Here is a 17,420-nt window from a genome sequence, read left to right on the forward strand (position 1 = left end):
CATGAGCGCCGCGCCATGCTCGACAGACTCGACCAACAACCGCCCGACGCGCTTCTCGCGCTGATCAAACTCTACAACGCCGATCCGCGGGGCGATAAGATCGACCTCGGCGTCGGTGTATATCGCACGGGGCAGGGCGAAACGCCCGTCTTCGGCGCGATCAAGGCGGCCGAACGCAAACTGGTCGAGGAACAGGACACCAAGGCCTATCTCGGCCCGGAAGGCGATATGGGCTTTGTCCATGCGCTGATGCCGCATATCTTCGGCCCCGACGCCACCAATAATGGCCGGATCGAAGGCATGCAGACGCCGGGCGGAACCGGCGCCGTCCGCCTTGCTGCCGCACTGGCCAAGCGCGCCGGTGTGGGCCGCATCCTGATGGGAACGCCCAGCTGGCCCAACCATGCGCAGATCCTGGCCGATCTCGGCGTGGAAATGGCGCCCTTCCGCCATGCGGCGGAAGATGGCACGGCCGATCTTGCGGGGCTGAAGGCGGCGCTGGCCAATGCGGGAGAGGGTGATGCCCTGCTGCTGCATGGCTGCTGCCACAATCCCACCGGCATCGATTATTCGAACGAGCAGTGGGACGAAATCGCCGCCCTGCTGGCGGATAGTCCCGTCCTGCCGATCGTCGACCTTGCATATCAGGGCCTTGGCCAGGGTATGGAAGAGGATGCCTATGGCGCGCGCGCTGTTCTGGCGGCTGTGCCGGAAGCGCTGATCGCCTATAGCTGCGACAAGAATTTCGGCCTCTATCGCGACCGTGTGGGCGCGTTGTACGTGCAGGCCAGGGAACAGTCCGGCCTGGACGCGATCCTGTCCAATGGCGCCACGCTGGCGCGGGCTGCATGGTCCATGCCGCCCGATCACGGCGCCGCCGCGGTACGCCTGGTGCTGCGCGATTCCGCGATGACCGAACAATGGCTGGATGAACTGGACCAGATGCGCACGCGCATCCGGCAGGTCCGGTCGAAACTGGCGGAAGCGGGTGTGGCGGGATCGGTCGATCTCAGGCCGCTGGGTATCCAGAACGGCATGTTCGCCATGCTGCCCGTGAGCAAGGAACAGGTGCAGAAATTGCGGGAAGATCACGGCATCTACATGGCCGGATCCGGGCGCATCAATGTCGCCGGCCTGACGCTCGACAATCTGCCCAAGTTCATCGCCGCTCTGGCCGACGTTACCGCCTGAGGTGAACAGGCAGCCTGTTCTCGAAGGAGATCGGGTCTGGCTGAGGCCGCTCCAGGAAAGCGATTGGGACGCGCTCTACGAGATTGCGTCCGATCGCGAAGTCTGGGCGATGCACCCGTCGCATGATCGCTGGCAGGAACCGGTGTTCCGCGCCTTCTTCGACGATGCGCTGGCCAAAGGCGGCGCGCTGGCCGTGGTCTGCAAGGGCAGCGGGGCGATTATCGGGTCATCGCGTTTCCAGGAATATGATCCTGCGGGCGGCGGCCAGGTCGAGATCGGCTGGAGTTTCCTGGCGCGGCCCTATTGGGGGCTCGGTTACAATGGCGAATTCAAGGGGCTGATGCTGCAATATGCCTTCCGCCATGTGGGCCGGGTGATTTTTCGCGTTGGCGCCGAAAACGAGATTTCGCGGCGGGCCATGGCCAATATTGGCGGCCGTCTGACTGGTGAGACTTACATCGCAGAACGAGCCGCCGGCCCGACGGAACATGTGGTGTTCGAAATCACGCGGGAAAGCTTCGCCAGCGGCCCGCTTGCCGCGCAATTCCCGATCTGATCCGCGCGCAGTCGATTCGCGATTGGCACCAGGGCGGCTTTCCGTGCATTAAACCTGCATGATCGCCTTTCTCGATTTCGAGGCATCCTCCCTTTCGGAGCGGAGCTATCCGATCGAAGTCGCCTGGGTGTTCGAGGATGGGGCGAGCGAAACCTATCTGATCCGGCCCGCCCCGCAATGGGAGGATTGGGATCCGGAGGCAGAGGCGATCCATGGCATTTCCCGCACGGAACTGATCGAACATGGCACCGGGCATGACGAAGTTGCATGGCGCATGATCGAGGCGCTGACCGGCCACGATCTCTATGTCAGCGCGCCGTCATGGGACGGCAAATGGCTCAGCACATTGCTGCGCGCGACGGAATTCCCGCGCCATGCCCTGCGGGTGAAGCGCACCGATCATCTGCTGAAGGATACAGCTCATCAGATCATGGCCAGGGCAATCCATGGGCAGAAGCTGACCGATGCGGTCGACAAGCTGCTGGCGCTTGCCAAATTGCGTGATCGCCAGGGGGCGCCGGTGCATCGCGCGCTGGCTGATGCGCAGGACGAACGGCAGCGCTGGCTGAATGTGCGGGCAGCGGCGGAAGCGGCGCTTATCGCCGGCGGGGCCCGTTAGGCAGGGATCAGGCCCTGAGGCTTTCCATCCGCTGGAGATAGCGGGCCACCGTATCGATCTCCAGATTGACTTCCGACCCCTGTCGCAAATCGCCCAGAGTGGTGACGGTCGCCGTATGCGGGATGATATTGAGCGTGAAATGCACGCTCCCATCGGGCTGGTCGCGCACTTCGTTGACCGTCAGCGAGACGCCGTCCAGCGTGATGGAGCCCTTGGCGGCGATGAAGGGGGCCAGCGCCTTGGGCGCGGCGATGGTGAGCCGGGTGGAATCGCCGACATGTTCGCTTTCGGCAACAATGCCCACGGCATCGACATGGCCGGTCACGATATGCCCGCCCAGTTCGTCACCCAGCTTCAGCGCCGGTTCGAGATTGAGACGGCGGCCAGCCTGCCAGAGTTCGGCCGCCGTGCGACTGATCGTTTCGGCGGAGACATCAACGGCGAACCAGCAATTGCCCGGCGTCCCGCCGCGTTCGACCACGGTCAGGCACACGCCGGAACAGGATATGGACGCGCCGATTGCCACATTTGCGGGATCGAACGGGCTGGCGATGCGCATGCGCAGATCGCCGCGCTGTTCCACACTTTCCACGGTACCGATGCCGGTTACGATGCCGGTGAACATGCGCGCTTCCTCCCTCAGGTCCGCTGATAGACTTCGAGCAGGTCGCTGCCAAGGCGGTGGCTGCCATGCTGCCGCCAGCGCCCATGGGCATCGGCCAGCGAACCGAGCCCGATATCGCCCAGCGCCGGCAACCCACCCCCGATCAGGATGGGCGCGCGGTAGAGCAGCAGGCGGTCAACCAGATCTTCGCGCAGGAAGGCGGCGGCGGCACCCGCTCCGCCTTCGATGAAGAGATATTGCGCGCCTTCGATCGCCTTGATTTCGCCAGGTGAAGATATGCGGATCCATCCCTCCGGCGCCTCCTGGCCGGTCAGGACGAAGCGTTGAGGGCTGCGGTCTTCCAGCCCCGGCAGGCGGACATCGAGCCGCGGCCGGTCGGCACGCAAAGTCGCCCCGCCGACCAGTATGGCATCGGCACGGGCGCGTTCGCGATGGACATGGGCGCGGGCTACATCGCCTGTGATCCACTGGCTTTCGCCCGTGGCCAACGCAATGCAGCCATCCAGCGACATGGCGAGTTTCAGGGTGACATGCGGGCGGCCCCTGGCCTGACGCATGAGATAGCCCGCAAGGCTGGCCCGGCACGCATCGTCATCCACGCATTCCGCCGCGATGCCGGCCTGCCGCAGCCGGGCGATACCATCGCCTGCCGTGCGCGGATCCGGATCCTGCACACCCGCCACGACGCGGGATAGCCCGGCCCGGGCCACCAGGTCGGCGCAGGCCGGGCCACGTTGCGATTGATGGGCGCAGGGTTCCAGCGTGACATAAAGCGTGCCGCCCCGGGCCGCAGTTCCGGCCTGTTCCAGCGCCATGGCTTCGGCATGGGGGCGGCCGCTGGCCTGGGTCCATCCCCGGCCGACAACCACGTCGTTCTGAAGGATGATCGCGCCGACTGCCGGGTTGGGGCGGCTTAGCGGACGGGCGCGTTCGGCCAGGCAGGCCGCGGCAGCCAGCCAGCGCGAATCGTTTCTACTCGCCACTCTCGGCCTGGTTGGGTGTTTCCTGATAAATGCCGGTTTCCGGCGGCGGCGGGGCGGCGGCTTCCCGCGCGGCTTCTTCGGCTGCCTGTTCGCGCGCGATTTCTTCTTCCATGGCGTCGACATCCAGGCCGGTTGCCCGGCCCAGCGCGCGATACATGTCCTTGCGCCGTTCCTCTGCTTCGGCGAGCCGGGCTTCCAGTTCTTCCTTGCGTTTCTGGTTTTCCAGATTGGAAGCGATGATCTCCTGCTCGGTCCGTTCGGGATCGAATGTGGTGATATAGGTGATCTTGGGGCGGGGCGGTTCAGCCAGCTGGCTTTCGGGGATGAACAGCATCATCAGCCCGGTCGTCGCCGCGATGGAGACGGCCAGCACGCGCCAGCGATGCGGATTGTCCCGCCATACCGATACAAAATCCGCGACCGCGCCGCTCGGGGATACATTACGCCAGAAGCCCATGGAGCGAAGATAGGCGTCCTTTGGTCCTTGTGCCAGTCTCCAGCATCAGCCGAATGTGCAGTAGAGGCTACGTCCTTCGCGTTTCAGCCATCGGTCGGCGGCTTCCAGATCGCCTTCGAACAGGGTGCCCAGCAAGGCGTGAAAGGCGGGCGAATGGTCGAAATGGACCAGATGCGCGACTTCATGCGCAACCACGGACCGCCGCACCGGGTCGGGCGCCTGGACCAGCCGCCAGTTGATGCGGATGCAGCGTTTGCCCGAACAGCTTCCCCAGCGGCGCTGGGCGCGGGAAAGCCGCAGTTCCGGAACCGTCTGCCCGGCCTCGGCGCAGTAATGCGCAAGATCGCCTTGTATAAGTTGCAGCGCTTCCCCTTCCAGCCAGCGGCGCAGGCGGCCGGGCAGCGTTTCTTCTGCCCCGCCCAGTTGCAGGCCGCCTGCGTGCAGCTGTGGCTTGCGCGGCAGGTCGGGGTTCCAGTCGATTACCAGCGGGCTGCCGCGATAGAGCAGGGTTCCACCCGGAACCGGCGGGGCAGGCTGCGGGAGATTGCCCAATTGCCGTTCGATCCATTCGCGGCGGCTGCTGACGAAGGCCAGCGCATCCCTGGTTCTTCCCCAGCTGGGCATGGTGATGCGCACTTCGCTGCCATCGGGCGCCAGCCGCATGACAAGGCGCCGGGCGCGGGGATGGCGGCGAATGGCGATCGGCAATTCGCGCGATCCGATGGTCACGCTGGGATCTTGCAGATCCTTGCGCAGCCAGTCGATCATTCTTCCTCCCAATCGACTATATGGTGTTCGAGCGGGCCGGCATCATTTTCGCTGGTGACACGGCCGGCGACGCTGGCGCCTGCGCGATGCATCGCTTCCGCGCTGCCGGTGAGAAGATGGTGCCAGCGCGGCAGGGGCTGGCCCCGCGATCGGCGGACATAGGCGCAGCTGTCGGGCAGCCAGCGGATCTGTTGCACCAGCTTGGGCGTCAGGCGCAGGCAATCGGGCACGAAGGCCTTGCGGTGCCGATAATCGCTGCACTGCGCCGTGGCCGTATCCAGCAGTTTGCAGGCGACATTGGTTTCAGCGATTGCGCCGCTATCTTCGTCTTCCAGCTTGTGCAGGCAGCAGCGCCCGCATCCGTCGCACAAGGCTTCCCATTCGGCGCGGGACAGGGATTCCAGCGGAAGTTCCCAGAAACGGTCCCTCAGAATACCCATTTTTCCAGTTCCGCAGCCACGGCTTCGGGGCCGACATCGGTCGGCAGCAATGCGATCGGCTGGCCTTCCCGACCGAACAGATAGGTCGCGCTGCTGTGGTTCATCAGATAACCGCCTTCCTCGTTCTCCTCACCCTTCTCGTGATAGACGCTGAAAGCGCTGGCGGCCGCATTCACTTGTTCCTGGGATCCGGTCAGGCCGATCAGATCATCGGAAAAGGCATTGGTGAATTCGCCCACCACGGCGGGCGTATCACGGTCCGGGTCGATGCTGATGAAGATCGGCTGGACCTGCGCGGCCAGTTCCGGTTCGGCCTCCTTGAACTGGGCATAGCCGCGCATGAAGCGCGCCACATCGGTCGGGCACACGTCCGGGCAATAGGCGTAGCCGAAATAGACAATGCGGTATTTGCCGTCGAAATCGGCCCAGCGAACTGTTTCGCCCGCACTATTGACCAGTTCGAACGGCCCGCCGATGGATGCACCGGCCAGAGGCGGTTCGCCGGGTGCTTCGCCGCCTCCCTGGTCGCCGCATGCGGCGAGGAGGGAGAGGGCGATACAGGCGGCAAGCGTGCCTTTTATGGGCTTGATCATGGCGCACGGGTTCATGCTCTGCTAACGGCCTCGGGGCAAGGGGGCAGGCAAGGGAACGGGCGATTTGCCCGAGAGATTTGATGAAAGAGGTCATGAATATGTCCCGCGGCAAGTTCGGCAGAATGGTGGCAGGGGCGGCTGCGGCGCTGATGCTGGCGTCGGCCATGCCCGCATCGGCGCAGCAATATTCCGACGGCTACAAATTCCTGAAAGCGGTGAAGGACAGGGACACCGCCGAAGTGAACAAGATGTTGCAGGAGCCGGGCTCCACCGTCATCAACGCGCGGGATCTGGCCACCGGCGAAAGCGCGCTGCATGTTGCAGTGAAGGCGCGCGACCTGAGCTGGATCCGTTTCCTGACTAGCAAGGGCGCCAATCCCAATATTGCCGACAAGAAGGGCGTGACGCCGCTGATCCTCGCCTGTCGCATGGGCCTGATTGACGGCGTGCAGGCGCTGGTCGATGCAGGAGCGCGAGTGGACGAACCCAATAATGCGGGCGAAACCCCGCTGATCTCTGCTGTCCATGCCCGCGACACGGGCCTGATGCGGGTATTGCTGAAGGCGGGCGCTGATCCGGACCGGGCGGACAATTCGGGCCGGACCGCGCGTGATTATGCCCGGCTGGATGGCGCTTCCAGCCAGACGCTGGCCGAGATCGAACGAAATGCGGAAGAACGGGCAGCGGACAGGAAAGCGGAAGGCGAAGTCTATGGGCCGAGTTTCTGACATGGTTTCGGACCGGGCGATGGAAGACCTGACGCTGGATGAATTGCGGATCGCGCTGGCTCCGCAAATCGCGGATGCAGCGGCATTCGACGGCTGGAGCACGGCGGCGCTGGAGCAGGTGGCGCGTTCAGCAGGGGTGGATCCGGCTGTGGCCAGGCTGGCCTTCCCCGGCGGCCCGATGGACATGATCGCCGGCTGGATCGCCTCGATCGATGCGCGGATGGAACGGGAATTCGCCGGCGATGCGCTCGCCAATATGAAGATTCGCGAGAAGATTCGCACCCTCGTGCAGTTCCGGCTGGATGCGGTGGCGGGCAAGGAAGAGGCGCTGCGCCGGGCTCTTGCCATTCAGGCCATGCCGCAAAACCTGTCGCGCAGCCTGCGCCTAGGCTGGAACAGCGCCGATCTGATGTGGCGCCTCGCCGGCGATATGGCCACCGATTACAATCACTATACCAAGCGGGCCACGCTGGGATCTCTCTACGCCGCTACGCTGGCGGTTTTTGTGACGGATGAAAGCGAAGGCAAGGCCGAGACCTCAGCCTTTCTCGACCGCCGAATCGAAGGCGTGATGAAGTTTGAAAAGGCGAAGGCCCAGCTGTTCACCGGGCGGGAGCATTTCGATGTGGCGCGTTTTCTCGGCCGTTTGCGCTATCCGGCGCGCTAAAACTCTAATGCGAACCAGTTGCAAATGATGCGGCTCTCTGGCACCGCGCAATGGTGACTTCTGCCATGACCCTCGACATGCTCCCGCCGCTCCACCGGGCCGAAATCATTTCGGTCGACTGGAGCAGGCTCGACCCCGAAGAAGGCAAGCGCCTTCGCGCTCTCGGCATTGATGCGGGGGCGCGGGTTGCCGTTGCTCATCGCGGCATCTTTGGCGGGCGCGATCCGATCGCGCTGATCGTCGGGCGGATGACTATTGCCCTGCGCCGCGCCCATGCTGCGGCCATGACGGTGGAGGAAATATGAGCCGGCTGCGCACGGCCGCACTGGTCGGCAACCCCAATTCGGGCAAGAGCGCGCTGTTTAACGCCTTGACCGGCGCGCGGCAGAAGATTGCCAATTATCCGAGCGTCACGGTGGAGCGGAAGGCGGGCCGCATGTTCCTGTCTTCGGGCGAGCCGGTGGAACTGATCGACCTGCCCGGCTCCTATGCGCTTGATGCGGCCAGCCCGGACGAGGAAGTGACCCGGCGCGTGGTGCTGGGCGAATTCCCCGGCGAATCGCTGCCCGATGTCCTGATTATCGTGCTGGATGCGGCCAATCTGGAACAGCATCTGGTCTTTGCGCAGGAACTGATCGAACTTGGCCGGCCGACTGTCGTCGCGCTCAACATGATCGATCTTGCGGAAAGGGACGGGCTGGTTCTCGATCCCGCCGCGCTGGAACAGTCTCTCGGCGTCCCTGTAATCCCCACCGTCGCCGTGCGCAGGCGCGGGCTGGATGAATTGCGGCAGGCCGTGTCAGAGGCGGAAGCCACCGCAGAGGCTGATCCGCATGACCACCGCCGCCCGCATGTCACCTTGCCGGAACGGCGGCTGGCGGCGCATAATATTGCCGCCGGGGCGATCCTTTCGGAAACGTCCCAGCACAGGATCCATGCCCGTCTGGACAAGGTTCTGCTGCATCCCTGGCTTGGCCCGCCGATTCTTTTCGGCCTGCTTTTCATCATCTTTCAGGCCGTGTTCGCCTGGGCCACGCCTTTCGCGGATGCGCTGGATGGGGCGGTTGGCGCGCTGATCGATCTCGCCAATGCAAATCTGCCAGGCGGATTCCTGACTGACCTGCTGACCCAGGGCGTGCTGGCCGGTGTCGGTTCGGTCGTCGTGTTCCTGCCGCAGATCATCATCCTGTTTCTCTTCATCCTGGTGATGGAACAGTCCGGTTACATGGCGCGTGCCGCCTTCATCATGGACCGGATGATGGCTTATGTCGGACTTTCCGGCCGCAGCTTCATCCCGCTTTTGTCCAGCTTCGCCTGCGCAATTCCGGGCATCATGGCGACACGGGCCATCGCCGATCCCAAGGACCGGCTGACCACCATCCTTATCGCCCCGTTGATGACCTGTTCGGCGCGCCTGCCGGTCTATGCGGTGATCATTGGTGCGGTCATTCCCGATATCAAGGCTTTCGGCCCGGTCGGGTTGCAGGGGCTGGTGCTGTTCGCGCTTTATGTTGCGGGCATTATCGGCGCGTTCATTGCCGCGCTGGTGCTGCGCCGCACGGTAACGAAGGGCACGGCTTCCGGCTTCATCATGGAAATGCCGCGTTATCAATTGCCGCTGATCCGCGATCTTCTGATCGGCCTGTGGCAGCGTGCCTGGGTCTTCCTGCGCCGCGCGGGCACGATCATCTTCACCGTCACCATGATCCTGTGGCTGTTGCTGAGCTTCCCCAAGGCCGGGCCGGGTGAAGATCAGGTGGATGCCAGCTTTGCAGGACAGATCGCCAACGGCCTGGCCGTGGTGGTCGAACCGATTGGCTTCAACCGGGACATGGCCCTGTCGCTGATCCCGGCCATGGCCGCGCGTGAAGTGGCGGTTTCCTCTCTGGCGACGACCTATGCCGTTTCCGCCGAGGATGAAGATGCGGAAGCCGTGGCGCTGCAGGACCAGCTGGCCGCACGCTGGACATTGCCGATGGCGCTGGCCTTCCTCGCCTGGTTTGTGTTCGCCCCGCAATGCCTTTCCACCATCGCGGTCGCCCGGCGAGAGACGAATGGCTGGAAATGGCCAATGGTCATGCTCGGCTATCTGTTCGCCCTGGCTTATATCTTTGCCGGGCTGACCTTCTGGGTGGCGACGGCGATAGGGCTTTAGCTTTACCGCCTGTGGATAGGGCGTGGTGAGGGTGGCGAGCACTTCGCCCATCCGATAAGTCGGACGCCAATCCAAAAGAGGAAAGCGATTCCATGGCCGGCAGCCTCAATAAAGTCATGCTCATCGGCAATCTGGGTGCCGACCCGGAAATCCGCAGCTTCCAGAATGGCGGCAAGGTCGCCAATCTGCGCATTGCCACCAGTGAAACCTGGAAAGACCGTAATACGGGGGAGCGGCAGGAGCGGACCGAATGGCATACGGTCGCGATCTTTTCCGAAGGCCTGGTGGGCGTGGTCGAACGTTTCCTGCGCAAGGGCAGCAAGGTCTATATCGAAGGCCAGCTTCAGACCCGCAAATGGCAGGATCAGAACGGCAATGACCGTTACAGCACCGAAGTGGTGATCCGCGGCCTTAACGGCACGCTGACCATGCTCGACGGCGCCCAGGGCGGCGGCGGCGGCGGTGGTGGCGGTGGCCAGCGCGGCGGTGGCGGCGGTGGCGGCTGGAACCAGGGCGGGGGCGGAAGCTCCGGCGGTATGGGCGGCGGCGCCGGTGGCGGTGGCGGCGGTGCCTGGGGCCAGACTTCAGGCGGCTCCGGCGGCGGCTCCGACTATGACGATCTGGACGACGACATCCCGTTCTGAGGGCTCGCTTCGTCGCAAGCCAGCCACGGCTGGAACAGTTGGAACACTGTCCTGTAGCTGAAAATTGCCGCGCTTGTGCGGTGCGATTCTCGCGCCGTTAGTGCGAACGGTACGGCGCGGGCAGCAGCGTGGACGATGATAAAGAGCGGGCTTGGTCCTGCCCTGAAAGGCGGCGTGTAGGAAAGGGGGCTATCTGCTGGCCTCGGCCCTTGCCCATTCCCCTTCTCGTCATTCCCGCGCAGGCAGGAATCCAGCTGGTGCACGCGGCATTTGCCCGCCCGCGCTGCACTGTCGGCTCCACCGGGCCCGAGCCGCGACAAGTGGAAACGCCGTGATCTGGATTCCCGCCTGCGCGGGAATGACGAGGGTGGGCGTGGTTTCCCGTCTGCGCAACTGGCGAGTATGGGTCGCGGCGGGGCGGCCCCGCCTGCCGCCTCAGTCCTTCTTCAACGCTGCCGCCAGCGCTTGGGCCATCTTGCCCTGGGGTTCTGCATTCACCAGCCCCGCTTCCTTGCGCGCTTCATCCGCGTTCGGCCCGGTTGCATAGGGATCGATAGCCAGCGCCAGGCTTTGCGCCATGGCTTCGCCCAGATCGAAACTGGTGCCGGAATAGGGGATCTCGTCCAGATCCTCTTCCTCCAGTTCGATCTCCTTATCCTCGATGATGCGATCGGGAACGAAGCGGAAGGCGATTTCTTCCTCGATCTTCGCGGGCAGGTCATCCCCGGAAATGGCGCAGCTCTGCACGATGTCGGCGGACAATGTGCCTGCCACATCCACCGCTTCGCCTTCGGGCTGCAGGCGTAATTCAACTTCCAGCCGCTTCACCGCGACCAGCCCGAAACGTTCGGCCAATGCGGCCATTTCCGCTTCCCCGGCGGAAAGCGTCACCGGCTTGTCCGTGATCTGGCGCCGGTCGAAGGGGCGGGAGAATTCGGGAACGGTCACGCGTCGATCCTTCCACCAGTCAGATCTTCCGGCGCGATCCTGTCCAGCCGGGCGGCGAAGGCGCGCAGGTCGCGCGCCAGCGCATCGGGCTGCGAACCTTCCGTGAAGCTGACATTGCGTTCCAGCACTTCGCGCAGGGCCGTGTCATCTTCCTGTTGCAGCGCTTCGCGCAGTGCCCCCAGCCGTCCGCCCAGCACGGAAACGAGCTTGCCGATATGCTTGCCCACCACCATGTCGCCCACGCCGCTCTGGCGCAGCTGGCCGTCCATGTCTTCCACGAAAAGTTCGGTCAGCAAGGCGGAGTTGCCGGCGATTTCCGCATCCTTTTCCATCCGCAGCAGGACCAGCGAAAGCACGGCCACGATCATGTCGAACCGGCCGCCCACACTATCGGCCACGCCATCATCGGCATACCAGCGGCGATTGCGGGAAACTTCCACCACGCGGTGCCACAGCGGGCGCATCTCCTCGCGCGGGTCGGGGCGGTTGCGGAAAATGCGGGTAAAGATCGACATTATCGAAAGGCGCCTTCTCATTCAGCGGCTATTCAATGCGCCGTCGCCAAGCGGCATTGCGTGGCGGCGTGCCAGCCCTTAAGGCTCGGGGTCGATATAGGCGCCATGGCCAGCTTGGCAATTGCCTGTCGGCCCATGACGAAACTGGAGAAGGCAAACAGATGATCGGCACGCGAAAGATCGCAGCAGTAATGGCAGCGGCGGCGCTTGCTTCCGGCTGCAGCTCGATCGTCAACCATCGCGGCTTCGTTGCCGATGAAGTGCTGATCGCTTCGGTTCAGCCGGGCGTCGATAACCGCATGTCGGTGGAACGCACGCTGGGCCGGCCGACCTTCACCAGCGAATTTGGCGAGCCGGTCTGGTATTATGTCGCCAGCACCACGGAACAGGCGCCGTTCACTACGCCCAAGATCACGCAGCACACGGTTCTGGCCGTCCGTTTTGACGAGAATGACAATGTGCTGTCGGTCGATCGCACCGGCATGGACCAGGTTGCGCGGATCGATCCGGACAGCACGGTAACGCCGACCCTGGGGCGCGATCGCGGCCTGCTGGAAGACCTGTTCGGCAATATCGGGCAGGTCGGCGCGGCTACCGGCCCCGGCGGCGCGGGCAGCCCGACAGGCCAGTAATCCGCGGCAGGCTGCGGCTTCGCTTGAAGGTCGCCGCCTGTTTGCCCATATGCCCGGCCATGGAAGAGATGCGGGCGAGCCACGGCCTGACGCAGTGGCACGGGACGACGATCATCGGCGTCAGCAAGAACGGCAAGACAGTGATTGCCGGGGACGGGCAAGTCTCCATGGGCAACACTATCATGAAGCCCAATGCGCGCAAGGTTCGCCGGATTGGCGAAGGCGGCAAGGTCATTGCCGGTTTTGCCGGGGCGACCGCCGATGCCTTCACATTGTTTGAACGGCTGGAACGCAAGCTGGAACAATATAGCGGCCAGTTGCTGCGTGCCGCCGTGGAACTCGCCAAGGACTGGCGGACCGACAAATATCTGCGCAATCTCGAAGCCCTGATGATCGTCGCGGACGAAAACAGCCTGCTGGTGCTGACCGGCAATGGCGATGTGCTGGAACCGGAAGGCGGCATCACCGCCATCGGATCCGGCGGGAATTACGCGCTGGCCGCTGCCCGCGCGATCGACGCTTATGAAGAAGATGCCGAAACGATCGCGCGCAAGGCGATGGATGTCGCGGCGGATATCTGCGTGTTCACCAATGGCAATGTGACGGTCGAAACGCTGTAGGCCCGCATTTTCGCGGCCCGGCTTTCCGACCAGACGCTTACCCCCGGCCCCGACCCTTCCGGATCGCGGGGCAGAGAGATGAAAATGAACGAAGCACTTACTCCCAAGCAGATTGTCGCCGCATTGGACGAACATATTATCGGCCAGTCGGAAGCCAAGCGGGCCGTGGCTGTCGCGCTGCGCAATCGCTGGCGGCGGCAGATGCTGCCCCCCGAATTGCGCGATGAAGTGACGCCCAAGAACATATTGATGATCGGCCCCACCGGCTGCGGCAAGACCGAGATCAGCCGCCGCCTGGCCAAGCTGGCCGATGCGCCCTTCGTGAAGGTGGAAGCGACCAAGTTCACCGAAGTCGGCTATGTCGGGCGGGACGTGGAACAGATCGCCCGCGACCTGGTGGAAGAGGCGATTCGGCTGGAGAAGGAACGCCGCCGCGAATCCGTGCGCGAATCCGCCAGCAAGGCCGCGATGGATCGGTTGCTCAACGCCCTGGTGGGCGAAAATGCATCCGAAGCGACGCGCGAAAGTTTCCGCCAGCGCATCGTCCAGAACGCCATGAACGATGTCGAAGTGGAGATCGAAGTGGAGGAAGCACCCTCCATGCCGATGGACATACCGGGCATGGGCGGCAGTGTCGGCATGATCAACCTGTCCGACATGATGGGCAAGGCATTCGGCAAATCGCCGATGAAGCGCCGCAAGCTGAAAGTCCCCGATGCGTGGGACAAGCTGGTGGACGAAGAAGCCGAAAAGCGGATGGACCAGGACGATGTCGCCCGCGTCGCGCTGGCCAATGCCGAAACCAACGGGATCGTCTTCCTGGACGAGATCGACAAGATCGCGGTGTCCGATGTGCGCGGCGGATCGGTCAGCCGCGAAGGGGTGCAGCGGGATCTGCTGCCGCTGATCGAAGGCACCACGGTTTCGACCAAATACGGCCCGATGAAGACCGACCATGTCCTGTTCATCGCCAGCGGCGCGTTTCATGTGGCGAAGCCGAGCGACATGCTGCCCGAATTGCAGGGCCGCCTGCCGATCCGGGTGGAGCTGAAGGCGCTGACGGAAAAGGATTTCGTCTCCATCCTCACCGACACGCGGGCCAATCTGGTTGAACAGTACAAGGCGCTGATCGGCACCGAGAAGGTGACGCTGAACGTGACCGGGGACGCCATCGAACAAGTGGCGAGAATCGCGGCGCAGGTGAATGAAAGCGTCGAGAATATCGGCGCCCGCCGCCTGCAGACGGTGATGGAAAAGCTGCTGGAAGAACTCAGCTTCGATGCCGAGGAACGCACGGGCGAGACGGTGACGATCGACGCCGCCTATGTCAGCGAAAGGCTGAACGACCTGGCGCAGGACAGCGATTTGAGTAAATATATACTCTAGGCTTGAATGCCCCTAGTCGTGGCAGATGCCGCGCTGGTTTATTCGATTTCGCCGTTGGACTGATCGCGATCTGATCTACAGGCATAGGCCGGCGTCGTGGTATCTACCCATGTTCTTTGTCGCATCGGTCATGATGATTTGGCGGCCTTCTCCGGCGGATCTGCCCTTGGCTGCAGGATTGCTGGCACCGGTTTTATTGCCGTGGATAGGCTTTCTCGTATGGCGCACGCTTCATGCTTTTCGCGTCGCGGATCGCGTGGCTGCGCGCAAATATGAAAACGAAGGGCGCTATCAGCTCTCGAAGGAATATCACGATACTGTATTCGCCTCGACAACCCGCCGCCGAATGAGGTTGCGGAAGCTGAAACGCAAATGATGAGAGATTTGAACCAATGAGCAGCACACCGCCCGATGGCAAACTGCCCTATCGCTGCCTGACGGGCCTCGATGATGACAAGTTCTGCGCCCGTGTTTCCGACGCGCTGAGGCAGGGCTGGCGGCTGCATGGTTCGCCGTCCATCACCAGCGACGGCACCAATCGCTATGTCGCGCAGGCGGTGATCTGGCCCGGTTACGGGGACTGAACCGGATCTAGTCCGGCACGAACCAGTAATGTTCGTGGCAACCGCTGCAACTGCTGTCTATTCCGTAGGCCAGCACGCCCGCACGCGCGGCATCGCGGGCATGGGCGGCATCCACCAGATCCCGGCCCTGCTGTTCCAGCACGGCTGACCAGGCGCGGAACCCCGCCGGGTTGGCGTCGATCATCTGCTGGATTTCCTCGCGCGAGGCGATGCCTTCGGGCGTCTCTCCGGAAACCACGTCGGTCCCTTCGGCGCGGAAGCTGTCCGCTTCCGCAAGGCGGCGGGAATAGGTTTCCAGCATACGGCCGGCATCGGCCAGCGCTTTCCAGCTATCTTCGTTCATGCGCGCCGGGTCGATATGCCCGCGGTCGTCACTGGCGCTGTCGCGAATGGCCCAGATCGCCAGGCCGGCGGGATTGATGCCCGCCACCATCGCTTCGCGGGTGTTTACCGCTTCCGCCCCGGTTGCGGCAGCCGGGCGGATGCCCTGTGCGGCGCAGGCAGTCAGCAGGCCGCCGGTCAGAACAAGCGTCATCGCCAATCGCATGAATATGCCTATCCCTTGCTGCGCGCAGGCGGAGCGTGATGCCCCGCCTGCGCCATTATTCATAGAAGCCGATCCCCTGACAGGTCGAGCCCTTCACTTCACGGATGCGGGGCAAGGCCGATTTCCACGCCGGTCTTGTCGGTCAGGGCAAATTTGTCGACCAGGTCGGCACTGGCCTGGTTGAGGCCAACCACCTGCACGCTGCGGCCGTTGCGGCGCATCCGTTCCACCACCTTGTCCAGCGATCCGATTGCCGAGATATCCCAGAAATGGGCGCCCGTCACGTCGATCACCACGTGATCGGCCGGATCGGGCTGCTGGCTTTCAGGGCCGAGCGCTTTCTGGAAACGGTCGACCGAGGCGAAGAAGATCTGCCCGGTGACGGTGTAGATCGCCTTGTCCGCCTCGCGCCTGCGGACCACTTCGAACATGCGCCGCACCTTGGCGGCGAAGAAGATCCCGGACAGCAGCACGCCCACCAGCACGCCCAGCGCCAGATTATGCGTGGCGACGACCACTATCACGGTGGCCAGCATCACCACCGATGACTGCCACGGATGGCGGCGGAGATTGGGGATCGAATTCCAGCTGAACGTGCCGATCGAAACCATGATCATCACCGCCACCAGCGCCGGCATCGGCACCTGGCCGACTATCGGGCCGAGCAGCCACAGCAGAATCAGCAGCGCAGCACCGGCGGTGAAGGTGGACAGGCGCCCGCGCCCGCCGGAAGTTACATTGATGACCGACTGGCCGATCATCGCGCAGCCGCCCATGCCGCCGAACATTGCCGCCACGATATTGGCAACGCCTTGCCCGGCGCTTTCGCGGCGCTTGTTGCTGTCCGTATGGGTCATGTCGTCCACGATCTGGGCGGTCAGCAGCGATTCGAGCAGGCCGACCGCGGCCATGGTCAGCGAATAGGGGGCGATTATCTGCAACGTCTCCCAGGTCAGCGGCACGTCGGGCCAGACCAGATAGGGCAGGCCTTCGGGCAGTTCGCCCATGTCGCCCACCGTGTTCACGTCCAGATCCATGCCGATGGAAATCGCGCCGAGAATGACGATGGCAACGAGCGGGGAGGGGACGGCAGTGGTCAGACGCGGCAGCAGATAGATGATCGCCAGACCGGCCGCGACCATCGCATAGGCCGCCCAGCTTACATCTGTCAGCTGCGGCAGCTGGGCCATGAAGATCAGGATCGCCAGCGCATTGACGAAGCCGGTGATGACGGAGCGGGAGACGAACTGCATCAGCAGGTCCAGCCGCAACAGGGCGGCGATACCCTGGAAGATGCCCATCAATATGGTGGCGGCGAACAGATATTCGACGCCGTGATCGCGCACCAGCGGCACGACCACCACAGCCACCGCGGCGGTGGCGGCGGAAATCATGCCCGGCCGGCCGCCGGTGAAGGAAATGACGATGGCAATCGCGATCGAGGCATAAAGGCCGACACGCGGATCGACCCCGGCAATGATCGAGAAACCGATCGCTTCGGGGATGAGGGCCAGGGCGACGACGAGACCGGCAAGGATATCCTTGCGCGGATTGCTCAGCCAGTCGCGGCGCAGCGCGCTTGATTGGGTCATGTCGATCGATCCCGCAAATCGTGCCGCCCAGTCCAGCATGGAACCGGCGGGCTTGTCACAGCCATAAGGGTTTATGCCCTTCCGACAGGGCGGGAGGCCTATCGGGCAGCGCGGCGCGATCCGCAAGGGGAGCGGTATTGATTAATTTACAAGGGGAAGGGGCACGCCAG

At 63.7% G+C, this 17,420-nt stretch carries 23 protein-coding genes; 13 read left to right on the forward strand and 10 right to left on the reverse strand.

Annotation, left to right across the window (positions count from 1 at the left end; all coding sequences use genetic code 11):
* Positions 1–15 precede the first annotated feature (15 nt).
* From WYH_RS14440 to WYH_RS14450, 3 genes are read left to right on the forward strand one after another with little or no spacing between them, the layout of a single operon-like run.
* Positions 16–1,191, forward strand: coding sequence for an amino acid aminotransferase (locus WYH_RS14440; RefSeq protein ID WP_046905222.1), 1,176 nt, complete (start codon positions 16–18; stop codon positions 1,189–1,191).
* A gap of 1 nt (position 1,192) precedes the next feature.
* The gene (locus tag WYH_RS14445) at positions 1,193–1,747 is read left to right on the forward strand and encodes a GNAT family N-acetyltransferase (RefSeq protein WP_046904391.1); all 555 of its coding nucleotides are present in this window, start codon (positions 1,193–1,195) and stop codon (positions 1,745–1,747) included.
* 58 nt (positions 1,748–1,805) lie between these two features.
* On the forward strand, positions 1,806–2,366 hold the full coding sequence (locus WYH_RS14450; RefSeq protein WP_046904392.1) for a 3'-5' exonuclease: 561 nt from the start codon (positions 1,806–1,808) through the stop codon (positions 2,364–2,366).
* 7 nt (positions 2,367–2,373) lie between these two features.
* Here the strand turns inward: WYH_RS14450 and WYH_RS14455 are convergent, their stop codons facing one another.
* From WYH_RS14455 to WYH_RS14480, 6 genes are read right to left on the reverse strand one after another with little or no spacing between them, the layout of a single operon-like run.
* Positions 2,374–2,991 carry a riboflavin synthase gene (locus tag WYH_RS14455; protein WP_046904393.1) on the reverse strand — a complete coding sequence of 206 codons (618 nt, stop codon included), beginning with the start codon at positions 2,989–2,991 and terminating at the stop codon, positions 2,374–2,376.
* Between the two features lie 14 nt (positions 2,992–3,005).
* Positions 3,006–3,974, reverse strand: a complete 969-nt coding sequence (gene ribD / locus WYH_RS14460; protein ID WP_046904394.1) for a bifunctional diaminohydroxyphosphoribosylaminopyrimidine deaminase/5-amino-6-(5-phosphoribosylamino)uracil reductase RibD — start codon at positions 3,972–3,974, stop codon at positions 3,006–3,008.
* Positions 3,964–4,431, reverse strand: coding sequence for a hypothetical protein (locus tag WYH_RS17205; protein ID WP_235979514.1), 468 nt, complete (start codon positions 4,429–4,431; stop codon positions 3,964–3,966). The genes ribD and WYH_RS17205 overlap by 11 nt, the downstream gene beginning before the upstream one ends.
* A gap of 45 nt (positions 4,432–4,476) precedes the next feature.
* Positions 4,477–5,199 carry a M48 family metallopeptidase gene (locus tag WYH_RS14470; RefSeq protein ID WP_046904395.1) on the reverse strand — a complete coding sequence of 241 codons (723 nt, stop codon included), beginning with the start codon at positions 5,197–5,199 and terminating at the stop codon, positions 4,477–4,479.
* Entirely contained in the window at positions 5,196–5,639 is a 444-nt protein-coding gene (locus tag WYH_RS14475; RefSeq protein ID WP_046904396.1) for a YcgN family cysteine cluster protein, read from the reverse strand. The genes WYH_RS14470 and WYH_RS14475 overlap by 4 nt, the downstream gene beginning before the upstream one ends.
* The gene (locus tag WYH_RS14480) at positions 5,627–6,232 is read right to left on the reverse strand and encodes an SCO family protein (RefSeq protein WP_046905224.1); all 606 of its coding nucleotides are present in this window, start codon (positions 6,230–6,232) and stop codon (positions 5,627–5,629) included. Before WYH_RS14480 ends, WYH_RS14475 begins: the two co-directional genes overlap by 13 nt.
* A gap of 92 nt (positions 6,233–6,324) precedes the next feature.
* Here WYH_RS14480 and WYH_RS14485 point away from each other — a divergent pair, with 92 nt between their 5' ends.
* The 5 genes from WYH_RS14485 (at position 6,325) to ssb (ending at position 10,426) form a co-directional block, all read left to right on the forward strand.
* The gene (locus WYH_RS14485; protein ID WP_235979516.1) at positions 6,325–6,960 is read left to right on the forward strand and encodes an ankyrin repeat domain-containing protein; all 636 of its coding nucleotides are present in this window, start codon (positions 6,325–6,327) and stop codon (positions 6,958–6,960) included.
* The gene (locus WYH_RS14490; protein WP_235979535.1) at positions 6,944–7,627 is read left to right on the forward strand and encodes a COQ9 family protein; all 684 of its coding nucleotides are present in this window, start codon (positions 6,944–6,946) and stop codon (positions 7,625–7,627) included. The genes WYH_RS14485 and WYH_RS14490 overlap by 17 nt, the downstream gene beginning before the upstream one ends.
* A 65-nt stretch (positions 7,628–7,692) precedes the next feature.
* Positions 7,693–7,932, forward strand: coding sequence for a FeoA family protein (locus WYH_RS14495; protein ID WP_046905226.1), 240 nt, complete (start codon positions 7,693–7,695; stop codon positions 7,930–7,932).
* Positions 7,929–9,782: a ferrous iron transporter B gene (gene feoB, locus WYH_RS14500; protein WP_046904398.1), complete on the forward strand. Its 1,854-nt coding sequence runs from the start codon at positions 7,929–7,931 to the stop codon at positions 9,780–9,782. The genes WYH_RS14495 and feoB overlap by 4 nt, the downstream gene beginning before the upstream one ends.
* 92 nt (positions 9,783–9,874) lie before the next feature.
* Positions 9,875–10,426 (forward strand): single-stranded DNA-binding protein, encoded by a 552-nt coding sequence (gene ssb / locus WYH_RS14505; protein WP_046904399.1) that lies wholly within the window; start codon positions 9,875–9,877, stop codon positions 10,424–10,426.
* Between the two features lie 435 nt (positions 10,427–10,861).
* On the opposite strand, the gene WYH_RS14510 is transcribed toward ssb, so the two are convergent.
* Positions 10,862–11,374 carry a YceD family protein gene (locus WYH_RS14510; protein ID WP_046904400.1) on the reverse strand — a complete coding sequence of 171 codons (513 nt, stop codon included), beginning with the start codon at positions 11,372–11,374 and terminating at the stop codon, positions 10,862–10,864.
* The gene (locus WYH_RS14515; RefSeq protein WP_046904401.1) at positions 11,371–11,889 is read right to left on the reverse strand and encodes a ubiquinol-cytochrome C chaperone family protein; all 519 of its coding nucleotides are present in this window, start codon (positions 11,887–11,889) and stop codon (positions 11,371–11,373) included. The genes WYH_RS14510 and WYH_RS14515 overlap by 4 nt, the downstream gene beginning before the upstream one ends.
* A 161-nt stretch (positions 11,890–12,050) precedes the next feature.
* Between WYH_RS14515 and WYH_RS14520 the strand changes: the two genes are divergently transcribed.
* The 5 genes from WYH_RS14520 (at position 12,051) to WYH_RS14540 (ending at position 15,111) form a co-directional block, all read left to right on the forward strand.
* Positions 12,051–12,521, forward strand: coding sequence for an outer membrane protein assembly factor BamE (locus WYH_RS14520; RefSeq protein WP_046904402.1), 471 nt, complete (start codon positions 12,051–12,053; stop codon positions 12,519–12,521).
* Between the two features lie 59 nt (positions 12,522–12,580).
* Positions 12,581–13,141 carry an ATP-dependent protease subunit HslV gene (gene hslV, locus WYH_RS14525; RefSeq protein WP_046904403.1) on the forward strand — a complete coding sequence of 187 codons (561 nt, stop codon included), beginning with the start codon at positions 12,581–12,583 and terminating at the stop codon, positions 13,139–13,141.
* Between the two features lie 84 nt (positions 13,142–13,225).
* Positions 13,226–14,527, forward strand: coding sequence for an ATP-dependent protease ATPase subunit HslU (gene hslU, locus WYH_RS14530; RefSeq protein WP_046905227.1), 1,302 nt, complete (start codon positions 13,226–13,228; stop codon positions 14,525–14,527).
* Between the two features lie 109 nt (positions 14,528–14,636).
* Positions 14,637–14,903 (forward strand): hypothetical protein, encoded by a 267-nt coding sequence (locus tag WYH_RS14535; RefSeq protein ID WP_046904404.1) that lies wholly within the window; start codon positions 14,637–14,639, stop codon positions 14,901–14,903.
* 16 nt (positions 14,904–14,919) lie between these two features.
* The gene (locus WYH_RS14540) at positions 14,920–15,111 is read left to right on the forward strand and encodes a DUF1737 domain-containing protein (RefSeq protein WP_046904405.1); all 192 of its coding nucleotides are present in this window, start codon (positions 14,920–14,922) and stop codon (positions 15,109–15,111) included.
* 7 nt (positions 15,112–15,118) lie between these two features.
* Here WYH_RS14540 and WYH_RS14545 read toward each other — a convergent pair whose 3' ends face one another.
* Complete coding sequence (locus tag WYH_RS14545) at positions 15,119–15,658, reverse strand: cytochrome c (RefSeq protein WP_053833611.1); 540 nt, start codon at positions 15,656–15,658, stop codon at positions 15,119–15,121.
* A gap of 98 nt (positions 15,659–15,756) precedes the next feature.
* On the reverse strand, positions 15,757–17,250 hold the full coding sequence (locus tag WYH_RS14550; RefSeq protein WP_046905228.1) for a SulP family inorganic anion transporter: 1,494 nt from the start codon (positions 17,248–17,250) through the stop codon (positions 15,757–15,759).
* Between the last annotated feature and the right edge of the window lie 170 nt (positions 17,251–17,420).

The organism is Croceibacterium atlanticum (assembly GCF_001008165.2).
GTDB lineage: Bacteria > Pseudomonadota > Alphaproteobacteria > Sphingomonadales > Sphingomonadaceae > Croceibacterium_C > Croceibacterium_C atlanticum.